The sequence below is a fragment of the Polaribacter sp. 2305UL8-11 genome (assembly GCF_058147165.1).
This window is the reverse complement of the sequence record NZ_JBYVJW010000005.1, coordinates 18,736-44,613: the sequence shown is the minus strand read 5'-3', so window position 1 is coordinate 44,613 and position 25,878 is coordinate 18,736. Positions and strand designations below refer to the sequence as shown.

General features: G+C 29.9%; 23 protein-coding genes. 7 read left to right on the top strand and 16 right to left on the bottom strand.

Annotation, left to right across the window (positions count from 1 at the left end):
- Window positions 1-187: 187 nt before the first annotated feature.
- The 6 genes from ACY2RW_RS05855 to ACY2RW_RS05830 all read right to left on the bottom strand — a co-directional run bounded on the left by ACY2RW_RS05855 (window position 188) and on the right by ACY2RW_RS05830 (window position 13,090).
- Entirely contained in the window at window positions 188-358 is a 171-nt protein-coding gene (locus tag ACY2RW_RS05855) for a hypothetical protein (RefSeq protein ID WP_490121770.1), read from the bottom strand.
- A gap of 4 nt (window positions 359-362) precedes the next feature.
- On the bottom strand, window positions 363-6,365 hold the full coding sequence (locus tag ACY2RW_RS05850; protein ID WP_490121769.1) for a DUF8693 domain-containing protein: 6,003 nt from the start codon (window positions 6,363-6,365) through the stop codon (window positions 363-365).
- Between the two features lie 132 nt (window positions 6,366-6,497).
- Window positions 6,498-7,826, bottom strand: a complete 1,329-nt coding sequence (locus ACY2RW_RS05845; RefSeq protein ID WP_490121768.1) for a LuxR C-terminal-related transcriptional regulator — start codon at window positions 7,824-7,826, stop codon at window positions 6,498-6,500.
- A 46-nt stretch (window positions 7,827-7,872) separates the two neighbouring features.
- Complete coding sequence (locus ACY2RW_RS05840) at window positions 7,873-10,608, bottom strand: DNA gyrase/topoisomerase IV subunit A (RefSeq protein WP_490121767.1); 2,736 nt, start codon at window positions 10,606-10,608, stop codon at window positions 7,873-7,875.
- Window positions 10,609-10,645: 37 nt separating this feature from the next.
- Window positions 10,646-10,846: a hypothetical protein gene (locus ACY2RW_RS05835; RefSeq protein ID WP_490121766.1), complete on the bottom strand. Its 201-nt coding sequence runs from the start codon at window positions 10,844-10,846 to the stop codon at window positions 10,646-10,648.
- A gap of 384 nt (window positions 10,847-11,230) precedes the next feature.
- The gene (locus ACY2RW_RS05830) at window positions 11,231-13,090 is read right to left on the bottom strand and encodes a DNA topoisomerase IV subunit B (protein ID WP_490121765.1); all 1,860 of its coding nucleotides are present in this window, start codon (window positions 13,088-13,090) and stop codon (window positions 11,231-11,233) included.
- 308 nt (window positions 13,091-13,398) lie between these two features.
- On the opposite strand from ACY2RW_RS05830, the gene lysA reads away from it, so the two are divergent.
- Together lysA and ACY2RW_RS05820 are read left to right on the top strand one after the other, a co-directional pair.
- Window positions 13,399-14,643 carry a diaminopimelate decarboxylase gene (gene lysA / locus ACY2RW_RS05825; RefSeq protein ID WP_490121764.1) on the top strand — a complete coding sequence of 415 codons (1,245 nt, stop codon included), beginning with the start codon at window positions 13,399-13,401 and terminating at the stop codon, window positions 14,641-14,643.
- A gap of 78 nt (window positions 14,644-14,721) precedes the next feature.
- Entirely contained in the window at window positions 14,722-15,237 is a 516-nt protein-coding gene (locus ACY2RW_RS05820; RefSeq protein WP_490121763.1) for a GNAT family N-acetyltransferase, read from the top strand.
- On the opposite strand, the gene ACY2RW_RS05815 is transcribed toward ACY2RW_RS05820, so the two are convergent.
- The 5 genes from ACY2RW_RS05815 to ACY2RW_RS05795 all read right to left on the bottom strand — a co-directional run bounded on the left by ACY2RW_RS05815 (window position 15,230) and on the right by ACY2RW_RS05795 (window position 19,319).
- The gene (locus tag ACY2RW_RS05815) at window positions 15,230-16,753 is read right to left on the bottom strand and encodes an ATP-binding response regulator (protein WP_490121762.1); all 1,524 of its coding nucleotides are present in this window, start codon (window positions 16,751-16,753) and stop codon (window positions 15,230-15,232) included. The genes ACY2RW_RS05820 and ACY2RW_RS05815 overlap by 8 nt on opposite strands.
- Window positions 16,754-16,760: 7 nt before the next feature.
- Window positions 16,761-17,246 (bottom strand): Rab family GTPase, encoded by a 486-nt coding sequence (locus ACY2RW_RS05810; RefSeq protein WP_490121761.1) that lies wholly within the window; start codon window positions 17,244-17,246, stop codon window positions 16,761-16,763.
- Between the two features lie 17 nt (window positions 17,247-17,263).
- Window positions 17,264-18,073, bottom strand: coding sequence for a cell envelope biogenesis protein OmpA (locus ACY2RW_RS05805; RefSeq protein ID WP_490121760.1), 810 nt, complete (start codon window positions 18,071-18,073; stop codon window positions 17,264-17,266).
- Window positions 18,074-18,427 (bottom strand): hypothetical protein, encoded by a 354-nt coding sequence (locus ACY2RW_RS05800; protein ID WP_490121759.1) that lies wholly within the window; start codon window positions 18,425-18,427, stop codon window positions 18,074-18,076. It lies immediately after the preceding gene.
- A gap of 109 nt (window positions 18,428-18,536) precedes the next feature.
- Window positions 18,537-19,319 carry an MBL fold metallo-hydrolase gene (locus ACY2RW_RS05795; RefSeq protein WP_490121758.1) on the bottom strand — a complete coding sequence of 261 codons (783 nt, stop codon included), beginning with the start codon at window positions 19,317-19,319 and terminating at the stop codon, window positions 18,537-18,539.
- Between the two features lie 75 nt (window positions 19,320-19,394).
- Between ACY2RW_RS05795 and ACY2RW_RS05790 the strand changes: the two genes are divergently transcribed.
- From ACY2RW_RS05790 to ACY2RW_RS05775, 4 genes are read left to right on the top strand one after another with little or no spacing between them, the layout of a single operon-like run.
- The gene (locus tag ACY2RW_RS05790; protein ID WP_490121757.1) at window positions 19,395-20,849 is read left to right on the top strand and encodes a TonB-dependent receptor; all 1,455 of its coding nucleotides are present in this window, start codon (window positions 19,395-19,397) and stop codon (window positions 20,847-20,849) included.
- A gap of 43 nt (window positions 20,850-20,892) precedes the next feature.
- A complete protein-coding gene (locus tag ACY2RW_RS05785; RefSeq protein WP_490121756.1) occupies window positions 20,893-21,441 on the top strand; it encodes an RNA polymerase sigma factor in 549 nt (182 codons plus the stop codon).
- 33 nt (window positions 21,442-21,474) lie between these two features.
- Window positions 21,475-22,017: a hypothetical protein gene (locus ACY2RW_RS05780; protein ID WP_490121755.1), complete on the top strand. Its 543-nt coding sequence runs from the start codon at window positions 21,475-21,477 to the stop codon at window positions 22,015-22,017.
- 1 nt (window position 22,018) lies between these two features.
- Window positions 22,019-22,477, top strand: coding sequence for a hypothetical protein (locus ACY2RW_RS05775; protein WP_490121754.1), 459 nt, complete (start codon window positions 22,019-22,021; stop codon window positions 22,475-22,477).
- A 29-nt stretch (window positions 22,478-22,506) separates the two neighbouring features.
- Here ACY2RW_RS05775 and ACY2RW_RS05770 read toward each other — a convergent pair whose 3' ends face one another.
- The 4 genes from ACY2RW_RS05770 to kdsB form a co-directional block, all read right to left on the bottom strand.
- The gene (locus tag ACY2RW_RS05770) at window positions 22,507-22,704 is read right to left on the bottom strand and encodes a hypothetical protein (protein ID WP_490121949.1); all 198 of its coding nucleotides are present in this window, start codon (window positions 22,702-22,704) and stop codon (window positions 22,507-22,509) included.
- 132 nt (window positions 22,705-22,836) lie between these two features.
- Window positions 22,837-23,097 carry a hypothetical protein gene (locus tag ACY2RW_RS05765; protein WP_490121753.1) on the bottom strand — a complete coding sequence of 87 codons (261 nt, stop codon included), beginning with the start codon at window positions 23,095-23,097 and terminating at the stop codon, window positions 22,837-22,839.
- A 41-nt stretch (window positions 23,098-23,138) separates the two neighbouring features.
- Window positions 23,139-23,840 (bottom strand): HAD family hydrolase, encoded by a 702-nt coding sequence (locus ACY2RW_RS05760; RefSeq protein ID WP_490121752.1) that lies wholly within the window; start codon window positions 23,838-23,840, stop codon window positions 23,139-23,141.
- 2 nt (window positions 23,841-23,842) lie between these two features.
- Window positions 23,843-24,574: a 3-deoxy-manno-octulosonate cytidylyltransferase gene (gene kdsB / locus ACY2RW_RS05755; protein ID WP_490121751.1), complete on the bottom strand. Its 732-nt coding sequence runs from the start codon at window positions 24,572-24,574 to the stop codon at window positions 23,843-23,845.
- Window positions 24,575-24,677: 103 nt separating this feature from the next.
- Here kdsB and ACY2RW_RS05750 point away from each other — a divergent pair, with 103 nt between their 5' ends.
- Window positions 24,678-24,845 carry a lmo0937 family membrane protein gene (locus ACY2RW_RS05750; protein ID WP_490121750.1) on the top strand — a complete coding sequence of 56 codons (168 nt, stop codon included), beginning with the start codon at window positions 24,678-24,680 and terminating at the stop codon, window positions 24,843-24,845.
- Window positions 24,846-24,891: 46 nt separating this feature from the next.
- Here ACY2RW_RS05750 and ACY2RW_RS05745 read toward each other — a convergent pair whose 3' ends face one another.
- Window positions 24,892-25,869 carry a type I phosphomannose isomerase catalytic subunit gene (locus ACY2RW_RS05745; protein ID WP_490121749.1) on the bottom strand — a complete coding sequence of 326 codons (978 nt, stop codon included), beginning with the start codon at window positions 25,867-25,869 and terminating at the stop codon, window positions 24,892-24,894.
- Window positions 25,870-25,878: the final 9 nt, after the last annotated feature.

The following is a 25,878-nucleotide window of genomic DNA, read 5'->3' as shown; positions in this document are numbered from 1 at the left end:
GTAAGATTTAGAACCCCAGTAAAGTTTATATAGTAACTTTCTTCGGATTCTTTTTCTTGATTCTGACTTACAAGAAGGACAAACAATCATTTTATTCATCTTTAAAGTTTAAAAAAAACTCTAAATTTCACTGGAGTTTTGGGGGAATAATAGTAATAAAGCTTCAATTCTTAATTACTTTTATTCTTTAAAAATCATCACCTAAACCATCTCCTGGTCCAGCACCACTCATAGCTTGCGCTGCTTTTGGGTTTAAAATTAAATAAGTAGCCAAAGAGGTTAAGGCTGCATATTTACCATACTTACCAATCTTTTTAAGAGCTTCTTTTCTGGTAATGTTTTTTATTTCTTGCTTCATCTTCTTACTTTACTATTATTTTTTTAATTTTTCCTCCACTGTCTGTTTGCAATCTTACCAAATACACTGCTTGCTGTAATTTATTTGGTAACTGTATTTCTACGTTGTCATTTCGAACGGAAGTAAGAAACTTGGTAAACACTTCTTTTCCTAACACATCAAAGAGTTTTATAGTTGCTTTTTCTGATGAAAGATTAGCAATTTTTAGAATTCTATTTTCTGATAACCATATTTTTGTCTGTTCAATTGCAGTCGAGAACTCATCAGAATTTAAAACTTGACTTGTGGTATGCAAATAAAAACGCCCTACTCCACTTTGTGTTTCAGACAATGTAATTTCATAATTTCCATTGTCATTTAGTTTGGTAAACGTATTTTTTTGCTTGTCTTCTAAATACATATTGATTCCTGTAGGAATGTTTTGAGCATCTACTGTAAAAGAAATTGTTGTATTGGCGTCTGCATTTACTCCAATAGGAATTATTTGTTCTTCAAAATTATTGGGTGGTAAACACTGCAAAGCAAAGGCTTTGTTGTTGGTATCTTCTAATAAATGGGTATAAACAGAAAAACTATTGTCTTGTGCTGTAAAAGTTTCTGCATCATAACCAACATCTAAACCTTTGGTAGTGTTTTCTAAATATTTAATTTCTGTTGATTTTGTAAGATTTCTCGACGATGCTCGAAATGACACCTTAAGACTCATTTCAAAAAATAAATTTGAATTTCTTGCAAATACATTTCCTGTATTGTGAGTTTGTAGGTTTTTATTGAAAGTAAACGTTCCTCCTCCATCTTTTACATTCACAAAAAAAGCTTGTCCTGGTGCTATATATTGCAAGTTGGTACTGGCGTGATTATATGGTTTGTAACTTGTGGTTGATGCATCCCAAATATAAATAGCTAAATTATTGGTATTTAATTGTGTTGCATTTTGCAACAATACATTAGCACTTGCATCTGCCAAATTGTTAAACTTTAAAAAGCTTGGATATGGGTTGGCTATTAAATTCCAATTGTTTTTAGAGCCATCTATAAGTGTAACAGTTTTGTTGTTGTTTTCTATAGTTCCTGTAAAAGAATATGTGCCTGCAGCTGCACGTTTCATACTATAGCCTTTTCCGTTGGCAAAATTTCCATCAGATGCAATATTGGCAACTAAAACATATTCCCAATTATTGGTAGAAACATTATTATTATAAGGTGCTATTGCATATTTGGTATTATCTCCATTTTGGATTACTTGGTTGCTTGCTGTATGGGTTACTGCAAAATTATTCATATTTTGACCAATAACTGGTGCACCAACTGTATGCCAATTGTCTGTTACATATCTATTATAGGTGATGTTTCCTGTAGCTGTTCCTTTTACTACTAATGCTCCATTGCTGGTTGCATTAGAATGTACAGTAACTGTTCCGTTATTAATTAGATTATTACCAATGGTTAATCCTTTACCAGCATTTATTGTCAAGTTTCCTCCTGTATTATTAGTTAGATTAAAAGTAGTTGCATTGTTTAGATTGGTTACAGTTGGGTAATTTCCTAAACCTGTGGGTATAGTAACATTGCTGTTAGCATCTGGTACACCATTATTCCAATTGGTGGGTTCTTGCCATAAGGTATTGGCTGCTCCTGTCCAAGACGTATTGGCATTGGAAGCATTGTTAAATTCATAAGCACCAATATCTATAGTACCCACAAAACGTGCATTATTATCTAAATCTGCTAAAGTGGTATTATAACTATCTAAACCAGCATTAATTAATGGACTTCCATTTTGTAACCTAAAATTACCATTAGCTTCATCTACAAATAGTGGGTTAAAACCACCAATAGTGGCATCTATATTATTGGTACCTGTTGGGTTTTGGTTTTTAATAAGACTATAATTGGCAGTAAGTGTACCACTTTCGTGTTCACTGGGTGTAAAATTTGCACCTCCATCTGTGCTTTTAGTATTACCCCATACAATAGAGTTTTGTAAAATAGTAGTTCCTCTAATTCCTCCTCCTTCAGAAAGAACAGAAGAAGTAATACTATTGTTGGTTACTTGAGAGTTTGTTAGTGTAATAGTCCCACTATTACCTGTATAAATTCCTCCTCCTCTAACAGAAGAAGAAGAAGAAGAAGAAGAAGAAGCGCTATTGTTTATTACTTGAGAGTTTGTTAAGGTAATAGCTCCACTAAACGTAAAAATTCCTCCTCCTAAAGAAGCAGAAATAGAAGAAGAAGTAGAAGAAGCGCTATTGTTAGTTACTTGAGAGTTTGTTAAGGTAATACTACCACTACTCGTAAAAATCCCACCTCCTTTAGTAATAGAAGAAGAAGAAGAAGAAGAAGAAGAAGTATTGTTTGTTACTTGAGAGTTTGTTAAGGTAATAGCTCCTGTATTCGTATAAATTCCTCCTCCTTCAGAAGAAGAAGAAGAAGAAGAAGAAGAAGTATTGTTTGTTACTTGAGAGTTTGTTAACGTAATAGCTCCTGTATTCGTATAAATTCCTCCTCCAAAAGAAGAAGTATTGTTTGTTAGTTGGCAATAGTTTAGGCTAATATTACCATTCTGTGATAAAATACCACCACCAAATATACCGTTAACATTACCTTTTTGTATGGTAACTCCTTCTAAATATAAAGTTCCTGTAGTATGTGTAGCATGCAATACTCTATGTGTATTAGAACCATCTAAAATAGTAGGGTTGTTATCAATATCTTGCACACCACCACCTGCTGGATACCCTCCTTTGATAATTTTAACTGCATTAATAACATATTCTGCTTCTTGGTAAGTGCCAGCAGCAATTAGTATGATATCATCTACTATACAAGAGCTATAATTTAAAGCTGCTGTTAGTGTGGTAAAAGCATCTGCCCAGGAAGTACCATTATTAGCGCCTGTAGCCGTTTTATCTACATAAATAGTAGTTGCTGTTCTTTGAAAGGTATTTTCAAAAGCACCCATGTCTATGCTACAAAAAACAATTCTTGTATTTCCATTAACATCTACATCTGTTGTAGCTCTACTTTCTATTGGATTTCCAGCATTTACTAAAGGTGATGTGTTCTGTAAATTAAAATTGTTATTAGCAGCATCTACAAAAAGAGGGTCAAAAGTCCCAGAGGTATCATTTATATTTCCTGCACCTGTATAATTTTTTCCTTGTATATAACTGTATGAATAGCTTGGTGTTATAGTACCTCCTGCGTGTGAAATGTTAACTTGTGGGTTTACTGGACCAGTATTTAATGAAATTATGGTATTTCGAAGTGTGGTGTTTTGATTAACAGTTTGAAAAACTCCTCCACCTCCTCCAGCAGAATTTACTGTGTTCTTAACAATAGTTGCATTAATAAGTGTTAATCCTTTTTCAACAAATAATCCTCCTCCTTGTTGACTAGCAGTATTATTAGACACCAATACATCAGTTAACGATACACTATTAAAAGCATACATTGCACCACCAATAATTCCCTGATTATTCATGAACTTTGAATCGGTTGCTACGATACTAAAAATGGTATGTGCTCCACCACCTCCTACATTAGATACATTATTACTAACTACACATCGATTAAAATAAATATTTCCCACAGTAAAAATTCCTGCACCTCCTGCACTCGCTGTTGTAGTGTTGTTGTCTTTTAACACAACATCATTCAGTGTAAAATTTCTAACATTTGCTGAATTTTTAGATAAGATACCAGCACCACCTAAATCATTATTAGACAAACCGTTTTGTATAGTTATCCCTTCAATCAATTGGTGGGCATCTACATCATATTTTAAAACTCGATAACTATTTTCTCCATCTAAAATGGTTGTATGTGTCGCAATATTTTGTGTACCACCACCTGTAGGGTAACCACCTTTTATGGTTAGGGGTTTGTTTATGGTAATTTCTGCACCTTGTTTATAGGTTCCTGCTGCAATTAAAATTTGCCCCCCATTTGCTACAGCATTCACTGCATCTTGCAAATTGGTTTTTGCATTTGCCCAACTATCTCCACAATTAGTACCTGTGGAAGTTGCATCTACATACACAATTGTTGGTGTGTTAAAGGTTATAGTTTGTGTGTTAGAAGCAATTTTACCTACACCACCTGTTGTACCAGAAGACCAAGTTGCACCATTTATATTTCCGTTATTGGTATTAGAAGAGCTATCTGTAAGCTGTGTACCTGTATTTTCGAAAAACGGATAATAGGCTACCAAATTGTTTTCATCACCTACAAACAAATTGTCTTTGGCTTGGTTAATTTCTTGTTGTGTGGTTAAGGCTTTGTTCCAAACACGTAAAGAAGCTATTTTACCTTGAAAAAATTCTCCTGTACCATTCCAAGATCCAACATATCCAGGAGATGGGCTTGGAGGTGTTATCAGTCCACCATTACTTGCTTTACTACCAATTTCTACGCCATTTCTATAAATGCGCATAGCGTTGGTTGCATCATCAAAAAACGCTAAAATATGCACCCATTGATTGTTATAATCTGCTGGATTTATAGCCACATCTAATTCTGTATAACCATCTGTTGTGGTGTGTGTGCCAAAAGCTAAAGTGGTACCATTATCTTGAAAAGAAAGTAAAATTCTTCCTGTGCCAGCATTGTCTTTCCTAAATACTTCTTGAAAACCATTGGTAATGTTTGTAGGATGTATCCACCCTTCTATGGTCATTCCTGTTGAGAAATTTAAAGAATTATCATGTGGAATTGAAACATAATCGTTTACGCCATCAAAAGTTAAGGCATAACTTGGGTTGGCTGCAAACACATAAAAATCGGTAGTTTCAGAAACTGTACCTGTTTGAAAGTTTAAAGCACTTCCTGTTCCTGTTTGTGCATTTCCTATTGTTGCTTTTGTGGCATCATTCCGTAGGAAATAATTAAAATTGGTTTCAGAGTTTTGTAAACTCAATGTATTATCTTGTGGACAAATTATTGTTGCTGCGCCTGTTAGGGTTTGGGTGGTTGGTATATCTAAAACAGGTTCTATAATTACATTTACAGTAATACTATCGGTATTTGTACCATCAGAAACTTGTACAACAAAGCTGTCTGTTCCTGCATAATTTGCATTTGGTAGGTAATTAATAGCTTTAGAGTTTCCTGTTCCACTTGCAGATGCTGTACCATTGGTTGCTTGGGTTAAAATACTCCAAGTCAACACATCATTTTGTGGGTCGGTAGCATTTAAGGTTAATGAAAAAGATGTTGGGTTTCCATCTTCACTCATAGTTACATCTGTGGTTGCGCCTTCGGTGATTACAGGGACAACAATACTAGTTCCTGCAACTTGTATGTTATCTACTGCAAAACTTGGAGTGTTTGGTGAATTATTACCATTATTATCCCATACAAAAGCAATCCTTACATTGGGGTTGCTATTGGCAGTTGCTGGTAAACTAACCGTGTAACTAGTAGGAGACCATTGCGCTACTGCTCCTAAAGAACCGCAAGGACCTCCACAACAGGTAGTTTGTGGTAGTGGAACTACAAGATTTAGCCACGTTGTTCCATTGTAATATGCAAAGCTAGCTGCATCTGTATTTAGTTCTCCAAACATCATATAATCAAAAGTAACGGTAATGTTTTCTCTATCTGTACAATCTATGGTTGGGCTTTCTATACGCTTATGTGTTTCTCCATTAGTACTAGTATTATACGTTGCTCCACAATCTCCAGCAGGACAAAGACCTACACCTAAAGATCCTACGTGTAATGTTTGGTTTGTTAATGAGACATTACCTATACATCCATCTCCGCAATTTCCTGTTCCTGTAAAAGCTTCTGTAGGGCTTACATAAAATTGATTGGGTACAGCACCTTCTGCAGCCGTAATAAGTTGTGTCCAACTACCGTTAACACTAGCGTATGAGGTTGCTAACTGGTTTCTGTTTACGCACGAGCCAGTACCAAAATCTTCTGTCCAAAAAACAGTTTGACTATAAAGCGTAGTAGTAACTAAACAATACAAAAAACTAAAAAGTAGTATTTGTTTTTTCATATAATTCCTCCAAACTATAATAATGAGTTTTATAAGTATAAAATTACAAAATCTTTATCTAAATGAAGAAAAATAACGGGTAGTTAGCGGGTAGTTATAAAATGATAAGTAATTTATTTACAATAAATTAGATTATTTCAAAACCATTTGTTTGGCTTCTTCTCTACTTTTTATGTCTAATTTACTATATATCTTTTTAATATGATATTTTACTGTGTTTATAGAAATATGTAATGCTTCAGCAATTTCTTTATTGCTTTTACCTTGGCTTAAAAATGTAAAAATTTCTTGTTCTCTTTCTGATAAATCAAACTTAGTAAAATAATTGCTTTCACCTTGTTTGTTTTTTTCTAATTCTTCTGATAAGGATGCAATTTGAGTTGCATAGTTGGTAATTTCATTCCTCATTAAAATATTTTCGTCTTGCAAAATTTTCATCCTATAAATTACTGCAAATGATAGTAAAACCATTTCAAAAAAACCTCCAATTTTAAGCTGTATTGCTGATATTTTTAGCAAACCATAGAGTTTTGTTATGTAAAAGAAGATTCCTAAAATTAATATAAAAGCATAAGCAATAACAAATATTCTTATAAATACATTTTTCTTTAAAAGTGACACCCCTAAAGACCAGAGGTATATAAAAGTCAAGAAAACCAGACTCTCCATAATTACATAAAATAAAAAGTAATTTGTTAGTAAATATGTTATTCCAAAACTGGCTACAAGTATTACAAAAGCATAACTTATATATTTAGATTTTGTATAGTATTGTGAGACTTGTAAAAAACTATTAGCAAATAATACAGAAAACAATGCCACCAAACAATGGTCTACTATTTGTAAAACATCAATTATTTGTTCTGTGAATTGAAAGAATCTTAAGATTCCATCACTTATAAACAATCCAAAACTTATGGTAAATAAAAATAAGGCATAATATATAAACGTAGTTTCTTTAAAGTTAATGAAGTAAAAACTATTTATTAGAATAATTATAAATGCAAAACCATAGTAAAAACCAACAAACAAAAAATTCTTTTTCTCTTTAAATTCAAACTCATTTAAAGTGTATATTTTAATTGGTATAAATGCCTCTTTTGTTGCATTTACCTTAACATAAACTACATCATTATTTTTAATTTTATATGTAACAAATCGTTCATGTTTTTCTTGGAAAATTATTTGTTGTTGTTGTTGATAGGCAGTAACATCAACAATATGATAATTGGGTATTTGTATGGTATAAGACCCATTTTTTGATGTTGATTGTATTTTAAACCAATACACTCCGTTTTTAAACCCATTATTTATTGGGCTGTTAAATTCTTTAAAATTTGCATTTACTATTGTTTCTTTAGTAAAAGTGTTAGCTAAATCTTGCGTATAAGTAATTTTGGCTTGAGAAAATAACAAGCCATTACAAACTAAAAATGTAATAAATATAAATATTTGTTTCATCTAAATTTTCCCCCGAAAAAAGATAAACTAAATATACAATTATTATTTAAAACAACTTCTGTTGAGTATCATCGTCTGTATTTCCCTTTTTCTTTTGTATGGCTTTTTTTAACAGTGCTTGTTTTTTATCTTCTTTTTCAGAAGTATCTAAAACAGGTGGTTTTTCTACAACTGGAACATCAATAGGTAATTTATCATTGACTATTTCTTCATCCACAACTTCCATTTCTTCTGATGTTGGTGATTCTGGCTCTTCATAAGGTAAAGAATCTAACAAGTTTACGTTCTTAATTTTTTCTGTAGTTAATTGGTTGCCAAGTGCTTTTATTCCTTTAACTGCAATAAACTCTTCAAAATTTACTTCTTGATTTTCCAAACTTCTTTTAGAAAATTGAATTTCTGCAACAGGTCTATAATCTGTAGCTACAATTTCTAGCTGACTTTTTGGATGTTCAGAAATAAAGAGTTCTTCTTTTTCTGGAGTTTCTATTAAGAAACGTTTTACATAATAGCGTTCTTTTTCTCCATCAAAATAAATTGCGGAAATTGGTTTGTTTGGTTTCCATTTTTCCAATACAATCATATCATCATCAAAATGCATAGTTACATCTGGTTTAACTGCTTTTGCTTTTCCACTTTGTGTAACAATTAATAATTTATCTTCCGCTTTAAATTCGCCTAATAATTCTCCTCTTTCATCTACATTTAAACGTTGTACTGCATCATCAAACCAAATTTTACGCGGTTTTAAGGTAGAAACTCCTTCTGATTTAAAATCGACAGATTTAATGGTGTATTTTGTAATGGTATTTCCACGAACTCCTCTACCTTTTACTGCTAAATCTGCAAAATCGATATCCCATTTTAATTTTTTTATGCTTCCTACTGCACGTAAATTAATGGTTACCACTTCTGCTTCTCCATTAGGATTTGCAGTAAAATACAACACTTTAGAACCCTTACTACCATTGGTTAAATCGTATTCTTTGTCTCTGGTAACAGATGTCACATTAAAGCGTTTCATATAACTTGCGCCTTTTGCTCCGTCTTTGTACATAAAATTATAAACAGTTCTTTTATCTTTCTTTTTAAAGACAGCAACATGAATGATGTCTTTGCCTACAAAAATTTTAGCATCGACTTTTGTCACCATCATTTTACCATCTTTTCTAAAAATGATGATGTCATCAATATCAGAACAATCGCAAACAAATTCATCTCTTTTTAAAGAAGTTCCAATAAAACCTTCTGCCCTATTTACGTAAAGTTTTGCGTTGTTCATAGCAACTTTTGATGCTACAATATCATCAAAAATTCTAATTTCTGTTTTACGTTCTTTTCCTTTTCCATATTTTTCTTTTAGGTTTTTAAAATAGTCGATTGCATACGCAATTAAGTTGTCTAAATGATGTTTTACACCTGCTATTTTGTCTTCTAAACTTTCTATATATTGTTTGGCTTTGTCTATATCAAATTTTGATATTTTCTTGATTCGAATTTCTGTTAAACGTACAATATCTTCTTCTGTAATAGCTCTTTTTAAGTGTTTAATATGTGGTTGCAAACCTTTGTCAATCGCAGCAATTACACCTTCCCAAGTTTCTTCTTCCTCAATATCTCTATAAATTCTGTTTTCTATAAAAATACGTTCTAAAGATGAAAAATGCCATTGTTCTTCTAACTCATTTAACTGGATTTCTAATTCTCTTTTCAGCAATTCTACTGTTAAGTCTGTAGAATGTTTTAACAATTCCGAAACTCCTAAAAAGACAGGTTTGTTATTCTCTATCGTGCAACATAAAGGTGATATCGAAGTTTCGCAATTGGTAAATGCATACAACGCATCAATACTTTTATCTGGAGAAACATTGGGTGGCAAATGCACTACAATTTCTACTTCTGCAGCTGTATTATCTTCAATCTTTTTTATCTTAATCTTCCCTTTATCGTTCGCTTTTAAAATACTATCAATTAAAGACGAAGTTGTGGTAGAAAACGGAATTTCATTAATTACCAACGTCTTTTTATCTAATTGAGAAATTTTAGCACGAACTCGTACTTTTCCTCCACGTTTTCCATCATTATAATTGGTGAAATCTGCGATACCACCTGTTAAAAAATCTGGGACAATTTTAAAACTTCTTCCTTTTAAATATTTTACAGAAGCATCTATCAACTCCACAAAATTGTGAGGTAATATTTTGGTAGATAACCCAACTGCAATTCCTTCTGCTCCTTGAGCTAACAATAATGGAAATTTTACAGGTAAATCTATAGGTTCTTTTCTACGACCATCATAAGACAATTTCCATTCTGTAGTTTTCGGGTTAAAAACAACATCCAAAGCGAATTTAGACAATCGTGCCTCAATATATCTTGATGCTGCAGCTCTATCTCCTGTTAAGATATTACCCCAGTTTCCTTGCATATCAATTAGCAGTTCTTTCTGACCAATTTGCACCATTGCATCAGCAATAGAAGCATCTCCATGTGGATGGTATTGCATGGTATGCCCAACAATATTCGCTACTTTATTGTAACGACCATCATCTAAATCTTTCATAGAATGCATAATTCTACGCTGAACAGGTTTTAAACCATCCTCTAAAGATGGCACTGCTCTTTCTAAAATTACATACGAAGCATAGTCTAAAAACCATTCTTTGTACATTCCTGTAACTTTGGTTATGGTTTCTACAGCATCTGATTGATTCTCAAGATTCTCTGATTGATTTTCTTGATTTGTATTTAATTCCTCGTTTTCGTTTATTTCTTCACTCATCTAAAAAAAACGTTTAATCGTTTAATTGTGTAATTGTTTATTTGGGCGTTCCTTTATCCTGAAGGCGTTCAAGACCAAGGTCGGGCTTTACGATGCAATCTTTTTTTATGACTGTCATTGCAAAGAAAGTTTTTTCTCTTTCTGTGGCAATTTCTAATTTATAAAGAGATTGCTTCGTTCCTCGCAATAGCGCCTCAAATAAAAAAAGGATTTCCACTTCAATCCCTAACGCAGGCATATATACTAACTATTTGCTTTTTCCTTTACCTTTTTTATACCTAATTTTTGTTCTTTCTTTTTTGAATTGGAAATCACAATTTATGACCTCCAATCTTTAGTTCCCAAACCTCACAGGTTTTAAAAACCTGTGAGGTCTTTGCAATCTTGAGGCAGAAATTTTATACCTCAAGTTAATTTTAGATTTAAGGAATCAATTTAGCGCCTTAAATTTTTATTTACTATTTTTTTTAAACTTTATAAGAATAAAAGCTGTCAAGCCAATAATTCCTATATAAGAACTAAAATTAGTTCTATTTTCTAAATCACTAAAATCAATTGAAAAAAATAACAAAAACAGAATAAATAATACCATTAAAGAAATATTTCTATTCAGTTTTTTCATTTAAACTTCCTCTTCTACATAATCCAATTCAACTTTTAAATTTTCGATGATAAACTTCTGTCTATCAGGTGTGTTTTTACCCATATAAAATTCCAACATTTGTTCTATAGACATTTCCTTGTCTAACATTACAGGGTCTAAACGAATATCATCACCAATAAAATGTACAAATTCATTTGGTGAAATCTCACCCAAACCTTTAAATCGAGTTATTTCTGGTTTTCCTCTTAATTTTTCTATCGCTTCTCGTTTTTCCTCTTCAGAATAACAATAAATCGTTTCTTTTTTATTTCTTACTCTAAACAACGGAGTTTCTAAAATATATAGATGTCCTTCTTTAATTAATTCTGGGAAAAATTGTAAGAAGAATGTAATTAATAATAAACGAATGTGCATACCATCTACATCTGCATCTGTTGCAATTACAATATTATTATACCTTAGGTCTTCTAAGCCATCTTCTATGTTTAATGCAGCTTGTAAAAGATTGAACTCTTCATTTTCATACACAATTTTTTTGCTTAATCCGTAAGAATTTAAAGGTTTTCCTTTTAAACTAAAAACAGCTTGTGTATTTACGTTTCTTGATTTTGTGATAGAACCAGAAGCAGAATCTCCCTCTGTAATAAATAAGGTTGTTTCTAAATGTGCTTCTTTTTTTGTATCCCCTAAATGAATTCTACAATCGCGCAATTTTTTGTTGTGCAAACTTGCTTTTTTTGCTCTATCTCTGGCTAATTTTCGAATTCCAGAAAGTTCTTTACGTTCTTTTTCTGCTTGTACAATCTTTTTCTGAAGTTTGTCTGCAACCTCCGTATTTCTATGCAGATAATTATCCAGTTTTGTTTTTACAAAATCGTTGATATAAGTTCTTACAGTTGGTAAATCTCCACCCATTTCTGTAGAACCTAATTTTGTTTTTGTCTGACTTTCAAAAACAGGTTCCATTACTTTGATGGCAATTGCAGAAATAATAGATTTACGTACATCAGAAGCTTCAAAATTTTTACCATAAAACTCTCTAACTGTTTTTACAATAGCTTCTCTAAATGCTGCTTGATGTGTTCCTCCTTGTGTGGTGTGTTGTCCGTTTACAAAAGAATGGTATTCTTCTGAATATTGTGTTTTACTATGTGTAATTGCTACTTCTATATCATCTCCTTTTAAATGAATGATTGGATACAACATATCATCTTGATTGTTGTTGTCTTCCAATAAATCTTTTAAACCATTTTCTGAAAAATACTTTTCTCCATTAAAAATAATGGTTAAACCAGGGTTTAAATACACGTAATTTTTCAACATTTTTGCTACATATTCATTTCTGAACTTGTATTTCTTAAAAATGTTTTCATCTGGAATAAACTGAACTTTGGTTCCTTTTCTTCGAGAAGTTTCTTCTAAAAATTCTTGATCTGTTAAGTTTCCTTGACTAAATTCTGCTGAAGCAGATTTTCCTTCTCGAGAAGATTCTACTCTAAAATAAGAAGATAAAGCATTTACTGCTTTTGTACCTACTCCATTTAAACCCACCGATTTTTTAAAGGCTTTCGAATCATATTTCCCACCAGTATTCATTTTAGAAACTACGTCAACTACTTTTCCTAAAGGGATTCCACGTCCATAATCACGAACCGTAACTTTATTGCCATGAATAGAAATTTCGATGGTTTTTCCTGCACCCATCACATATTCATCAATAGAATTGTCTAACACTTCTTTTACTAAAATGTAAATTCCATCATCTGCAGAAGACCCATCACCTAATTTACCAATGTACATTCCTGGACGCATTCTAATATGCTCTTTCCAGTCTAATGATCTAATATTATCTTCTGTATATTTTGTTTCTTGACTCATAAAAATCCTTACTGTGATTAGGTTTGAAGTACTTGCTAATATAGTATTAACCCTATAAAAATAAAATGACTCTTTGAATTAGTTATCAACAGGATTTCAACGAAATTTTACTCTTTCCTGCAAGGTCTCAAATACCTTGTAGGTATAACTAAAAAATCTTTTAGCATAATAATACCTACAGGGTTATCAAAACCCTGCAGGAAAATTCAGTATTTACAACAAAAAAAAACAATATGTTATATTTTTAAACAAATCATAAATTATTCAACAAAATAGTTACTTTTGAACCAGATATAAAATAAATAATCGTGGAAAGAACACAACTTTTAGAATTGGCAAACAAGTACGGAAGTCCTTTATATGTTTATGATACTGATAAAATAGAATCTCAATACAACAGATTAACAAATGCATTTAGCAACGTTAAAAACTTAAAATTAAACTATGCTGTAAAAGCGCTTTCAAATATTAATATTTTAAAGTTTTTCAAGAATTTAGGTGCTGGTTTAGATACAGTTTCTATTCAAGAAGTACAATTGTGTTTGACTACAGGAATTGATCCCAAAAAAATAATATTTACACCCAATGGAGTTTCTTTAACTGAAATTGAAGAAGTGGCAAAATTAGGAGTACAAATTAATATTGATAATCTTTCTATTTTAGAATTATTTGGGCAAAAACATCCAGAAATTCCAGTTTGTATTCGTATCAATCCACACATTATGGCTGGTGGAAACTCAAAAATATCTGTAGGTCATATCGATTCTAAATTTGGGATTTCAATTCACCAAGTTCCTCATATTAAACGTGTTGTAGAAAATACAGGTATGAATATTAACGGAATTCACATGCACACAGGTTCTGATATTTTAGATATTGACACTTTTTTACGTGCTACAGAAATCTTGTTTGATGTTGCCAAACAATTTGATAATATCGATTTTATTGATTTTGGAAGCGGATTTAAAGTACCTTATAAAGAAGGAGATATTTCTACAGATATAGAGCAATTAGGTTTGCAACTCTCAGAAAGATTTAATGAATTTTGTGTTGAGTATGGAAAAGATATTACTTTAATGTTTGAACCTGGTAAATTTTTAGTTTCTGAAGCTGGTGTATTTTTAGCAAAAGTTAATGTTGTAAAACAAACAACTTCTACTGTTTTTGCACATGTAGATTCTGGTTTTAATCATTTGGTTAGACCTATGATGTACGATTCTTACCATCATATTACAAACATCTCAAATCCAGAAGGAAGAGATCGTTATTACTCTGTGGTAGGATATATTTGTGAAACAGATACGTTTGGTTCTAACAGAAGAATTTCTGAAATTTCTGAAGAAGATATTTTATGTTTCCACAATGCTGGAGCATATTGTTTCTCTATGGCATCTAATTATAATTCTCGCTATTTGCCAGCAGAAGTTATGGTAGTTAATGGAAAAGATTACTTAATTAGAAAAAGACAAACCATTCAAGATATTTTAAATAATCAAGAAATTGTAGATTTTTCTATAAAAAGTAAAATTAAAAAAGAAGAAGTTACTGCATAAAATAAATAATAAAATTTAAGCCACGAATCCTCGAATTTTTATATTTGTGAATTCGTGGCTTTTTAATTTATATAAACTTTGAAAATTAGACTTTCTACTCTAGATGATATACCAAGTATTATGACAATAATAGATGATGCAAAAGCATTGTTAAAATCACTAGGTATTAATCAATGGCAAAATGGATATCCAAATACTGAACAGGTAAAAAACGATATTAAAAACGGAGAAAGTTATGTTGTAATAAACAATAATGAAATTATTGGAACAACCATGTTTACAACAAGAAAAGAACCTACTTATAAAAAAATTATAGGTGGAGAATGGATAATTAATGAAAATGAAAAAACTTATGGAGTTATTCATAGATTAGCTACCAGTGCAAATCATAGAAAACAAGGAATTGCTAAATTTATTTTTGATGAAATTCATCAAAAATTAAAAAAACAAAACATTCAAAGTTTAAAGATTGATACGCACGAAGATAATCATGGAATGCAAAGTTTAATCAAAAAATTAGGCTACCAATATTGTGGCATTATTCACACAAGTTATAATGCAAAACGTTTGGCTTTTGAAAAGGTAATTACATAACAGCACTTATTTTTTTCAAAAACTCTTCAGAAGTAAAAGGTTTCGAAATTACCCCAGCAAAACCTAAACTTAAGTACCTGTTAATATCTTCTTCTGTTGTATTTGCTGTTAATGCTAAAATTGGAGTCTCTTTATTTAGTTTTTGTAAAACATCTTTTTCCATTATCAGCTCCTCACCTGTCATATTTGGCATATTAATATCTAATAAAATAATATCAAAAAAAGATTTTTTTATATGATCTAATGCTTGTAACCCATCTTTTGCAAGAGTGATTTCTGCATTTTCTTTGGCTAAAAAATGATGAACAATTGTTTGATTCAACAAATCATCATCAGCAACTAAAACTTTTTTCCCTTTTAAATTAATCTTAGTTTTCTCTAAATGATAATTTTGAGGTTTTTCTTTTGAATTTAGGTCTTTTTTAAACGGAATTTCAACAAAAAAAGTAGTTCCAGTATTTAACTTACTTTCAACAGAAATTTTACCATCCATTGCATTTACAAGTCTATTTACAATTGCTAGACCTAAACCTGCACCTCCTTTTAAACGACTGTCATTTAATTGGTTTTGCTCATATTCTTCAAAAATTTTGGTAGTTTGTATTTCAGACATCCCTCTTCCTGAATCTGCAATACTGAATAAAATTCTTACTTCCTGATGATTTTCAGAAACAACTTTTGCGAGTGTTTTTACAGTTCCTTTTTCTGTAAATTTAATTGCATTACTTACTAAATTTGATAGAATTTGATAAACTCTAACACTGTCTCCCAATAAAAATTCTGGTACTTTATCAGAGACTTCGAATAACAATTTTACGTGTTCATTTTTTTGTTGATGTTTAAAATCATTCTCGCATTTTTTAATGATTTCTTTAACGGATATTTGCTCAGCAACCAATTGTAACTTTCCTGCCTCAATTCTTGATAAATCTAAAATATCATCTACAATGACTTTTAAGTTTTTTCCTGCTGATGATAAATTTTTAATATGCTGACTTACAATATCATTTAAGTTTTCTGAAGAAATTAATTCTGCATATCCTAGAATCGAGTTTAGCGGATTTCTAATTTCATGACTCATCATCGCTAAAAATAGTGACTTTTCTTGGTTTGCTTTGTCTGCAACTTTTTTTAATCTATCTAGTTCTATATTTTTCTCTTCAATCTCTCTTTTTATAAAGAAAATATCGTTTCTATTTTGGTTGAGTTGATCTACAATTTTGTAAACATTTGTTCTATTATGTATTAAAACATCAATAGAATTATCAAATTTAAACAACTCTACATCTACATTATATTCATTGTTATCAGAAACGATTAACATACCTTCTAAAAGGTAAGATTCCTTTAATTTTAAAGCCTCTAAAGTACCTTCTAAAAAAGGGCAAATTGAGTAAATAGCCTCTTGTAGATGAAATTCTTTTTCTAAAAACTTACCTGCATCAATATTTAAGATAACTCCTGAGTAATCAGTAGTTAATTGTATAAAAACATCTTTAATTTGGGCAGGTATCAAAAAAATATTATTTTAAAGTTTGGGCCGTTAATTGCAAAAAAGCATTTTCTACATTGTCATTTTCTTTTGCACTGGTAATCAAATCGATATCTACAGAAACTTGCTCAATTACATTTTTAAGTTCTATTTCTGTAAGTAAGTCTTTTTTGTTTCCAACAATGGTAATTTTTTCTAAACCAGATAAATCTTTAACCATTTGTAGGTTTTCATTAATAGCTAAATAGGTTTCTTCTCTGCTCACATCAAAAACAAACATAGCAGCATCTGCTCCTAAAAAATAAGCTTTGGGTATTTTTTCGTTTCCACTTGTACCAGCTACATCCCAAATCATTAATTTAATGGTTTCATTTTCATATTCCACCACTTTTTTACTTACTCTAACTCCAATTGTGCTAATATAATCTTCGGAAAATTCGTTGAGAACAAATCTTCTAATGAGTGATGTTTTACCAACTCCAAAATTACCAACAAGCAGTACTTTTTTTGCAATCATAAATTTTGATTGATTTTTTACTCTTCCATTAATTGCTGAAATATAAGAGTATTTAAACGTTCTTCATCAGATAAATAAGAACGATCTCTTAAAATAATTTCGGCCATATTATTGATTCTATCAGATAAATCTTCTTTAAAAGTTGTATTTAAAACACCTGAACAGGCAATAGCAATATAAATGCTTTTAAAGTTTTGAATGGAAAGTTGAAAGGTTTCGAATTTAATATCTTCTAAATCTTGCCCTTCTTTAGAAAATGCGTCTTCAGCAAAAGATTTTATGGCTGTTAACATACCAGAAACCATGTCTTTATCTGCTATATTACCTCTAGAATAACTACCAGAAAGTAATCCTGAATCTTTTTCAATCACAAAAACTTCTTCTATAATGGGTTCAAAAACTTCTTGTAAAACAACATCTGCATCGTTCTTTTTTCCTTTAAAAAAGCGTTTTAAAATTTGTTGAACAGAAAATTTTTCTTGTACGGTTTTATTAATACTTTCTGTTAATTTAGTTATTTCACTAACAATAGCCTTCTTAACCAACTTACCCATAATTGGGTACAAGGCTTCTACAACTTCATCTTGAGAGTCTCTAATTTGAACTTTTATAGTTTCTGTGATGGTATCTCCAAAATATTCTGGAAATTTTTCGCGAAGATCTAAGATTTTTTCATCAACAAGAGGATCTACTTTTTTAGAAAATTTTTCCTTTTGTATAATCTCTTCACTTAAAGCTTGAAATTTTTCTCTGTCTTCTGATAATAAAAGTTCTCTGAGCAACTCAAAACGATTGTCTTTTGTGTTATCTACAGGCGTTTTTTTCATCTATTCTTGCAACATCATTGCAATTTTCTCTAAAGCTTTTCCTAGTTTTCTTCTATCTGCTTTTTCATCATCTAAATCTGCTAATCTCTTGTCTAAATCGTCATTTAAATCTTGAAATTTATGATCCATCAAACTCTCTAAATCAGCTAATTTATTTTCTAAGTTAGTTACAGCCTCATGTAAATTTTTATTTGTAGCATCTTTTAATGACTGAATTTTGTTATACACATCAGCAAACTCGCTGTTGTATTCTTTCATATTTTCACCAAAGATGAGCTCTCTTACTGCTGCAATTCTGTCAATTTCTTTTTGAGTGTCTGCTACAGCTTTTTTGTTTTCTTTATTATCTGCCATTTATTCTAAGTTGATTATGTTGTAATTGTATTAATTTTGGTCTAGTTAAAAAAGCCTTAAATTTATAGGCTTACAAACAAATATACACTAAAAAACAAACTATAAAAATCTAAACCTCAATTTTTAAGCCATCGTAAGCTAAAAAAACATTTTCTGGAAGTTGTTTAGAAATTTCTTCATGAAAACCAAGTTTATGACTAATATGCGTAAAATAGGCTTTTTTAGGTTTTATTTCTTTTACAAAATCTAAAGCTTCTTGTAAGTTAAAATGTGTTGGATGTTCTGCAATTCTTAAAGCATCAACTACTAAAACATCTAAATTTTTTAATTTTTCTTTTTCTGATGTTTCTACAAATTTTACATCTGTTAAATACGCAAAATCTTGAAATCTATAAGCTGTAATAGATAATTTACCATGAAAAACTTCTAATGGTATTACTTGTAAACCAGCTACTTCAAATTTGCTTTTATAAATAATGGTAGGTTTAACAGTTGGTGCTCCAGGATATTTAAATTTTGGATTAAAAATATATTCAAACCGTTTTTCTAAACTTTGTAGTGTTCTTTCATTTAAGTAAATAGGCAGCTCTCCTTTTTGATAACAAAAAGGGCGTAAATCATCTATACCACCAATATGATCTGCATGTTCGTGTGTAAAAAAAACACCATCTAAAGACTGTACGTTTTCTCTTAGCATTTGCTGTCTAAAATCCAAGCCACAATCTATTGTATAAGCAACATCATCCCAAGAAATTAAAACAGAAGAACGCAAACGCTTGTCTTTAGGGTTTTCTGAGAGACAAACAGGATCATTACTCGCAATCATAGGAATACCTTGTGAAGTTCCTGTTCCTAAAAAAGTTATTTTTAACAGTTTTTTGGTAAAATTCATCCAAACAAAAATAGCATAAAAATTGACTGATAGCGCTCTATTTTAGTACATTTGTTTAAAACTTAAAAATAGTATATGGCAATTTCTTTAAAAGGAGATCAAGAAATTAGTAGTGTACCAACTACTAAAAGTAAAGCACTAAGAATTAATTTAAATACAGATATTTACGGGACGTTTGCAGAAATTGGTGCAGGTCAAGAAACTGCTCGTAATTTTTTTAGGTCTGGAGCTGCTTCTGGAACTATTGCAAAAGCCATGAGTGCTTACGATAAAGATTTTTCTGACGCCATTTATGGTATAGAAGAAGACAAACGTTATGTAACACAACCTCGTTTAAAGAAAATGTTAAGTCATGAAATTGACTTAATGGAAGATCGTTTAAGCAGAGAAAAACATCCAGATAAATTATTTTTTACGTATGCAAATACAGTAACCACTATAGATTTTGCTAAAAAATTTAAAGGTCATGGTTGGGTTGGTATTCGCTTTCAGTTAGATCCTTTAGAAGGTTATAATGAAATTGTTTTGCACTTGCGTTTTAAAGAAACAGATGCACGTTTACAACAAGAAACGTTAGGTGTATTAGGAGTAAATTTAATTTACGGTGCTTTCTATTTAAATGATAATCCTAAAGATTTGGTAAAGTCTTTTTACGATAATTTAAGTAATGACCAATTAGAAATTGATATGATTAATTTCTCTGGACCACGATTTATGTATGTAGACAATCGTTTAATGAGTTTGCAATTACTTAAAAATGGTATGACAAATGCAGTGATGTTTGGTCCTGATGGAAATAACTTATTACCTGCTCAAGTTCTATACAAGAAAAACATTTTAGCTTTACGTGGTAGTTTTAGACCTGTTACCATGGTTAATATGGATATGTATGAAAAGTCTAAAAAACTATTTTTAGAAGAAAATAAAGTTGAAGAAAGTAAAACTCAAGTTATTTTTGAAATTACCTTAAGTAATCTTTCTGCAGAAGGTAAAATTAATGAACGAGATTTCTTAGACAGAGCAGAACTATTATGTTCTTTAGGACAAAATGTAATGATTACTAGTTTTCAACAGTACTTTAAATTAGTAGAATACTTTAGCGAATTTACAAAAGAAAGAATGGGACTTACTATGGGAGTTCAGAATTTAATTCAAATATTTGATGAAAAATATTACCGTAATTTAAGTGGTGGAATTCTGGAAGCTTTTGGTAAACTATTTTACAGAGACCTTAAGGTTTATATGTACCCATATCATGACCAAGCTTCTAACGAATATATTACAAGCGAAAACCTAAAAGTGCATCCTAGAATGAAAGAATTATATAAATTCTTCAAAAACAACGGAAAACTTGTAAATATTGATGACTTTGACAAAGGTATTTTAGACATTTTCTCTCGTAAAGTTTTAAAAATGATTATTAATGGAGAAAGTGGTTGGGAAGAAATGCTACCAGAAGGAATTCCAGAAATCATAAAACAAAAAAGATTATTTGGCTATTCTAGATCTAGAGTAAAAAAAGTAAATTAAACCTTTTTAAATCTTTATAGTCTTAAGTCTATACACTATATAGTTGGTAGAAGAAACTCTTTTAATAGAACAATTAAAAAATAGTCAAACAAAAGAAAAAGCGTTTAGAGAGTTAATTAAGCTCTATAAAGAACGCTTGTATTGGCACATTCGTAAAATTGTGATTTCTCATGATGATGCAGATGATGTTTTGCAAAATACTTTTATCAAAATTTTTAAAAACATCGATAAATTTAATCAAGAAAGTAAATTGTTTTCTTGGATGTATAGAATTGCAACAAACGAATCTATCACATTTATTAATAAAAGAGCAAAGCAAAGAAATGTTGATATTACTGATTACCAACAAGAATTAGCCTCTAATTTAGCAAGTGATGATTTTTTTACGGGTGATGAAATTCAGCTTGTTTTACAAAAAGCCATTGCTACTTTACCCACAAAGCAACAGTTGGTTTTTAATATGAAATATTTTGATGAGTTGAAATATGACGAAATTTCTGAGATATTAGAAACCTCTGTTGGTGCATTGAAAGCATCTTATTTTCATGCAGTTAAGAAAATAGAACACTATATTAAAATCAAAACAGATTAAACCTTTTTAATGTAAGAAGGTCTAAAAAGTAATATGGAAAATAAAAATAAAAATAGCGAAATTTATTTAAATTCGGTTTTAAGAAAAAAAACTGGGTTTTCTACTCCTAAAAACTATTTTGATAATCTAGAAGAACAAGTATCTAGCTTTTTGATTGAAGAACAATTTCCAAAAAAGAAATCTTTTTCTACACCAGATTCTTATTTTGATACTTTAGAAAACTCTATTTTAAATAAAATAGAGTTAGAAAAAAAACCAAATAAAGTTATTACTTTAAAACAAAAAATATATAGAGCAATTCCTATCAGTATTGCTGCCTCTATTGCTTTATTTATAGGAACTACTTACTTTATGGGTAATAAAGAGACTCTTAACTTTGACAGTCTTGCACAAAATGATATCGAAAGTTGGTTGATAGAAAATTCTGCTGAAATGTCTACCCAAGATATTGCTACAATTATTCCTATAGAAAACATAACAGATTCTGATTTTACTTTTGCCAGTATTAATGATACTGAAATAGAAAACTATATTATATATAATGAGAATACAAACATTTTAAACGAAATTAATTAAAATGAAAAGACATATATCAATATTCATCTTAACATTATTTGTAACTTTAAATTTATCGTCACAAATAAAAAGAGAAAGTAGAGAAAAAATAAAAGCACTAAAAGCTGCTTTTTTAACACAAGAGTTAAATTTATCAGCTGATGTAGCACAAAAGTTTTGGCCTATTTACAATAAGCACGAAACAAATTTAGATGCTTTAAGAAACCAAGCAAGAACAGAAGTTAGAAAAAAACTTAAAAAAAGTGGTGGTTTAGAAGCTTTAACAGAACAAGAAGCAAAATCTTTTGTAAACTCTAGATTAGCAATAGAAAAAAATATATTAAAAGAAAAGGAAGCATTTTTAAAGCAAATTTCTAACGTTTTAACTTTTAAAAAAATTTTAAAATTACAGTTATCAGAAAGAGAGTTTGCAAGAAAATTAATGCGAAAATATGGTGGAAGAAAACATCAGAAAAAGTAAAAAAGGAAGCGTTAGCTTCCTTTTTTACTTTATGAGTGTATTAAACGTAAACAAGAATGTAATTCGGGTTTGTTTAGTGTAAATTGTCTTAGCCAAATTGTTAATTCATCTACTTCGTAAGGCAACAATCTGTTTAATGCTTTCTCTAATTCTTTACAGAACAAATCTGAATTAAAGCTTACTTTTTTTAATACAGTTTTGGTGTACTCAAACATTGCTCTAGCCATTTTTTTGTATTTAAATTCTACAATTAATATAACGTTTGCTAAACCTTGTTTAGTATAGCTACCCAAAAATAATAAAAAAACCAACATCAAAAAATGATGTTGGTCATAAAATTTTGTTTAAAAAAAGTTAAATTATAAGCTATTTATCTTTTCTACTAAACCTTTTGCTTTATCTTCTAATTCTTGATTAATTGCTTTATAATGTGCTTTTTTATTTTCTACATTTTTAGCGTTTACTTTTTCTATTAACGCATCAAAAGTATCAATTGCCTCATCAATAATTTCATCTCCTTTTTTAGGTTCATTTTTTAATGCAGAAACATCTAATGCATATTCAATAACATCACCTAAAACGTAATTAATATCTTTTTTTAAGTTTTTTATACTTGCCATAACTTATTTATAATTTAATGCTGCAAATTTAAGTATTTAATTTATAACAACGATAGAACTTCTTTTATATTTAACAATGTGTAGTATTTTGATTTACTAGATTCTTTATCTGTAACCTCTTCATGAATCCAAGTAGTATGAAATGGAATATGGATTGCTGATGCACCAATTTCTACTAATGGTAAAATGTCAGATTTTAGCGAGTTTCCTATCATTAATAATTCTGATGGATGAATATCTAAATGCTTAACCAATTTTTTGTAATCTTTTACTTTTTTATCGCTCATTACTTCTATATGATGAAAATATTGCAATAAGCCAGATTTTTCTAATTTTCTTTCTTGGTCTAACAAATCTCCTTTGGTGGCAACAATTAATTTGTATTTTTTTTGTAAAGTTTTTAGTACCTCCTCTATTCCTCCCAATAACTCAATTGGTTTGTCTAACATTTCTTTACCAATATTTAAAATTTTTTCAATTACTTTTTGGTTTATTTGATAATTGGATAGTTCTAAAGCACATTCTACCATAGACAAAACAAAGCCTTTAACTCCATAACCATAATGAACTAAGTTTTTTATTTCTGTTTTAAAAAGCTCTTGATCTATTTTATTTTCAGTTTCATATTTTGCTAATAATTTTGCAAATTCATGTTCTGCTTCTCTAAAATAAGTTTCATTTACCCATAAAGTATCATCTGCATCAAAAGCGATTACTTTAATCTTATCTCCTATTTTTTTCATATTTAAGACTTTAAAAACTGAATTGCTTTTTCTAAATCTTCTGGAGTATCAATCCCAACAGCTTCAACATTTGTTTCTACCATTTTTATTTTTTTTCCAATTTCTTGGTAACGAATTGCTTCAATTTTTTCTGCAGCTTCTAAAGGCGTCATTGGTGTATTATAAAAGTCTAATAATGCTTGTTTTCTAAATGCATAAACACCTTTATGTTTGTAATATTTAACTGCAACTTCTTTATCTCTATGATAAGGGATTACACTCCTAGAAAAGTAAATTGCCAAATTATTAACATCTGTAATTACCTTCACATTATTTGGATTTTTTATATCTTCTTTATTTGTGATTTGTACTTTTAAAGAAGCTAAATCTATTTCTTTTTTAGTATCTTTTTTAAAAACATCAATCAATTTATAAAGTGAAATTTTATCAATAAAAGGTTCATCTCCTTGTACATTAATTACAATATCCGCTTTAATATTTTCTACAGCTTCTGCTATTCTATCAGAACCACATTCGTGTTCTTTTTTACTCATTATTGCTTTTCCTCCTGCTTTTTCTATAGTTTTAAATATGATGTCAGAATCAGTTACAATGTAAACTTCATCAAATAAATTAGTGCTTAAAGCTGCTTCATAAGTTCTTAAAATAACTGGTTTCCCTCCTAAATCTTTCATCAATTTACCAGGAAAACGAGATGCACTATAACGTGCAGGAATCATTGCAATTATTTTCATAATTATTATTTAGAATATGCATCAAAGATAATATTTAAATGGATAGTGTTAATTTACACCTTAAAAAAAATATACTTTTGAGCGAACTTAAAAATTTATTATTATGAGAAGTATATTATGGTTAATAGCAGTTATTTGTATTATAGTTTGGGCTTTAGGATTTTTTGGAGTTATAGCTGGAATAGGAACTGGTAGTTTAATTCACATTTTGTTAGTGATTGCAATCATAACAATTTTATATAATTTAATTTCAGGTAGAAAACCTTTATAAAATAATTTAAGTAAAAAGTTTAGAGTTTTAAAAATTTCTAAACTTTTTACTTTATATAAATTTCTAATAATTCTGATGCAATATCTGAAGAGATTTGTAATTTTTTAATATTAGCAGGAACTAATATGGTTTCTCCATAGGTAAGCGTTTCACTTTTATTTTGATAAGTAAATTCTACTTTACCTGCTGTACACATGTAGATTACAAAACTGTCTTTTTCTGAATGATTGACTTCTACACTACCTCTAATTGGTAAAATGTTTGTGGTAAAATATGGGCATGAAACAATTTCTGAAGATTGATTTTCAATTTTAGAGTATTTAGTTTTATAAGATTTCTTTGCTGAATAATCTATAGCATCTAGTGCTTGTTCTGTATGCAATTCTCTAAAAGCACCATCAGCATTTGGTCTGTCCCAATCGTAAATTCTATAAGTAATGTCAGAAGTTTGCTGTATTTCTGCCAATAACACTCCTGCTCCAATAGCATGCACTCTTCCAGTAGGTATAAAATATACATCTCCTTTTTTTACTTCATCAATATTTAAAATATTTGTTAAAGTTTTATTTTCTAAATGATGGATATATTCTTTTGGGGTTACCTCTTTTTTAAAACCAACAATTAAATTTGCTTTTTCATCTGCATCTAATACATACCACATTTCGGTTTTTCCAAAAGAATTGTGTCTTTTTTGGGCCAAATCATCATTAGGATGTAGTTGAATACTTAATGCTTTTTTAGCATCTATAAACTTTATTAGAAGTGGAAATTTTTCGCCAAACTGATTGTATACTTTTTCACCTAAAAATTCTGATTTAAATTCAGTAATTAATTCTTTTAAATTTTTTCCTTTTAGTTTTCCATTTAAAACAATAGATGTATCTCCTTCAACATCAGATAACTCCCAACTTTCTCCAATATTTGTTTTATCAGATTTTTTATGTAATTTTTTTATTAATTTTTCTCCTCCCCAAATTTTCTCTTTTAAAATAGGCTTAAACTTTAGAAGTTGGTTTATTCTCATTAATTTATT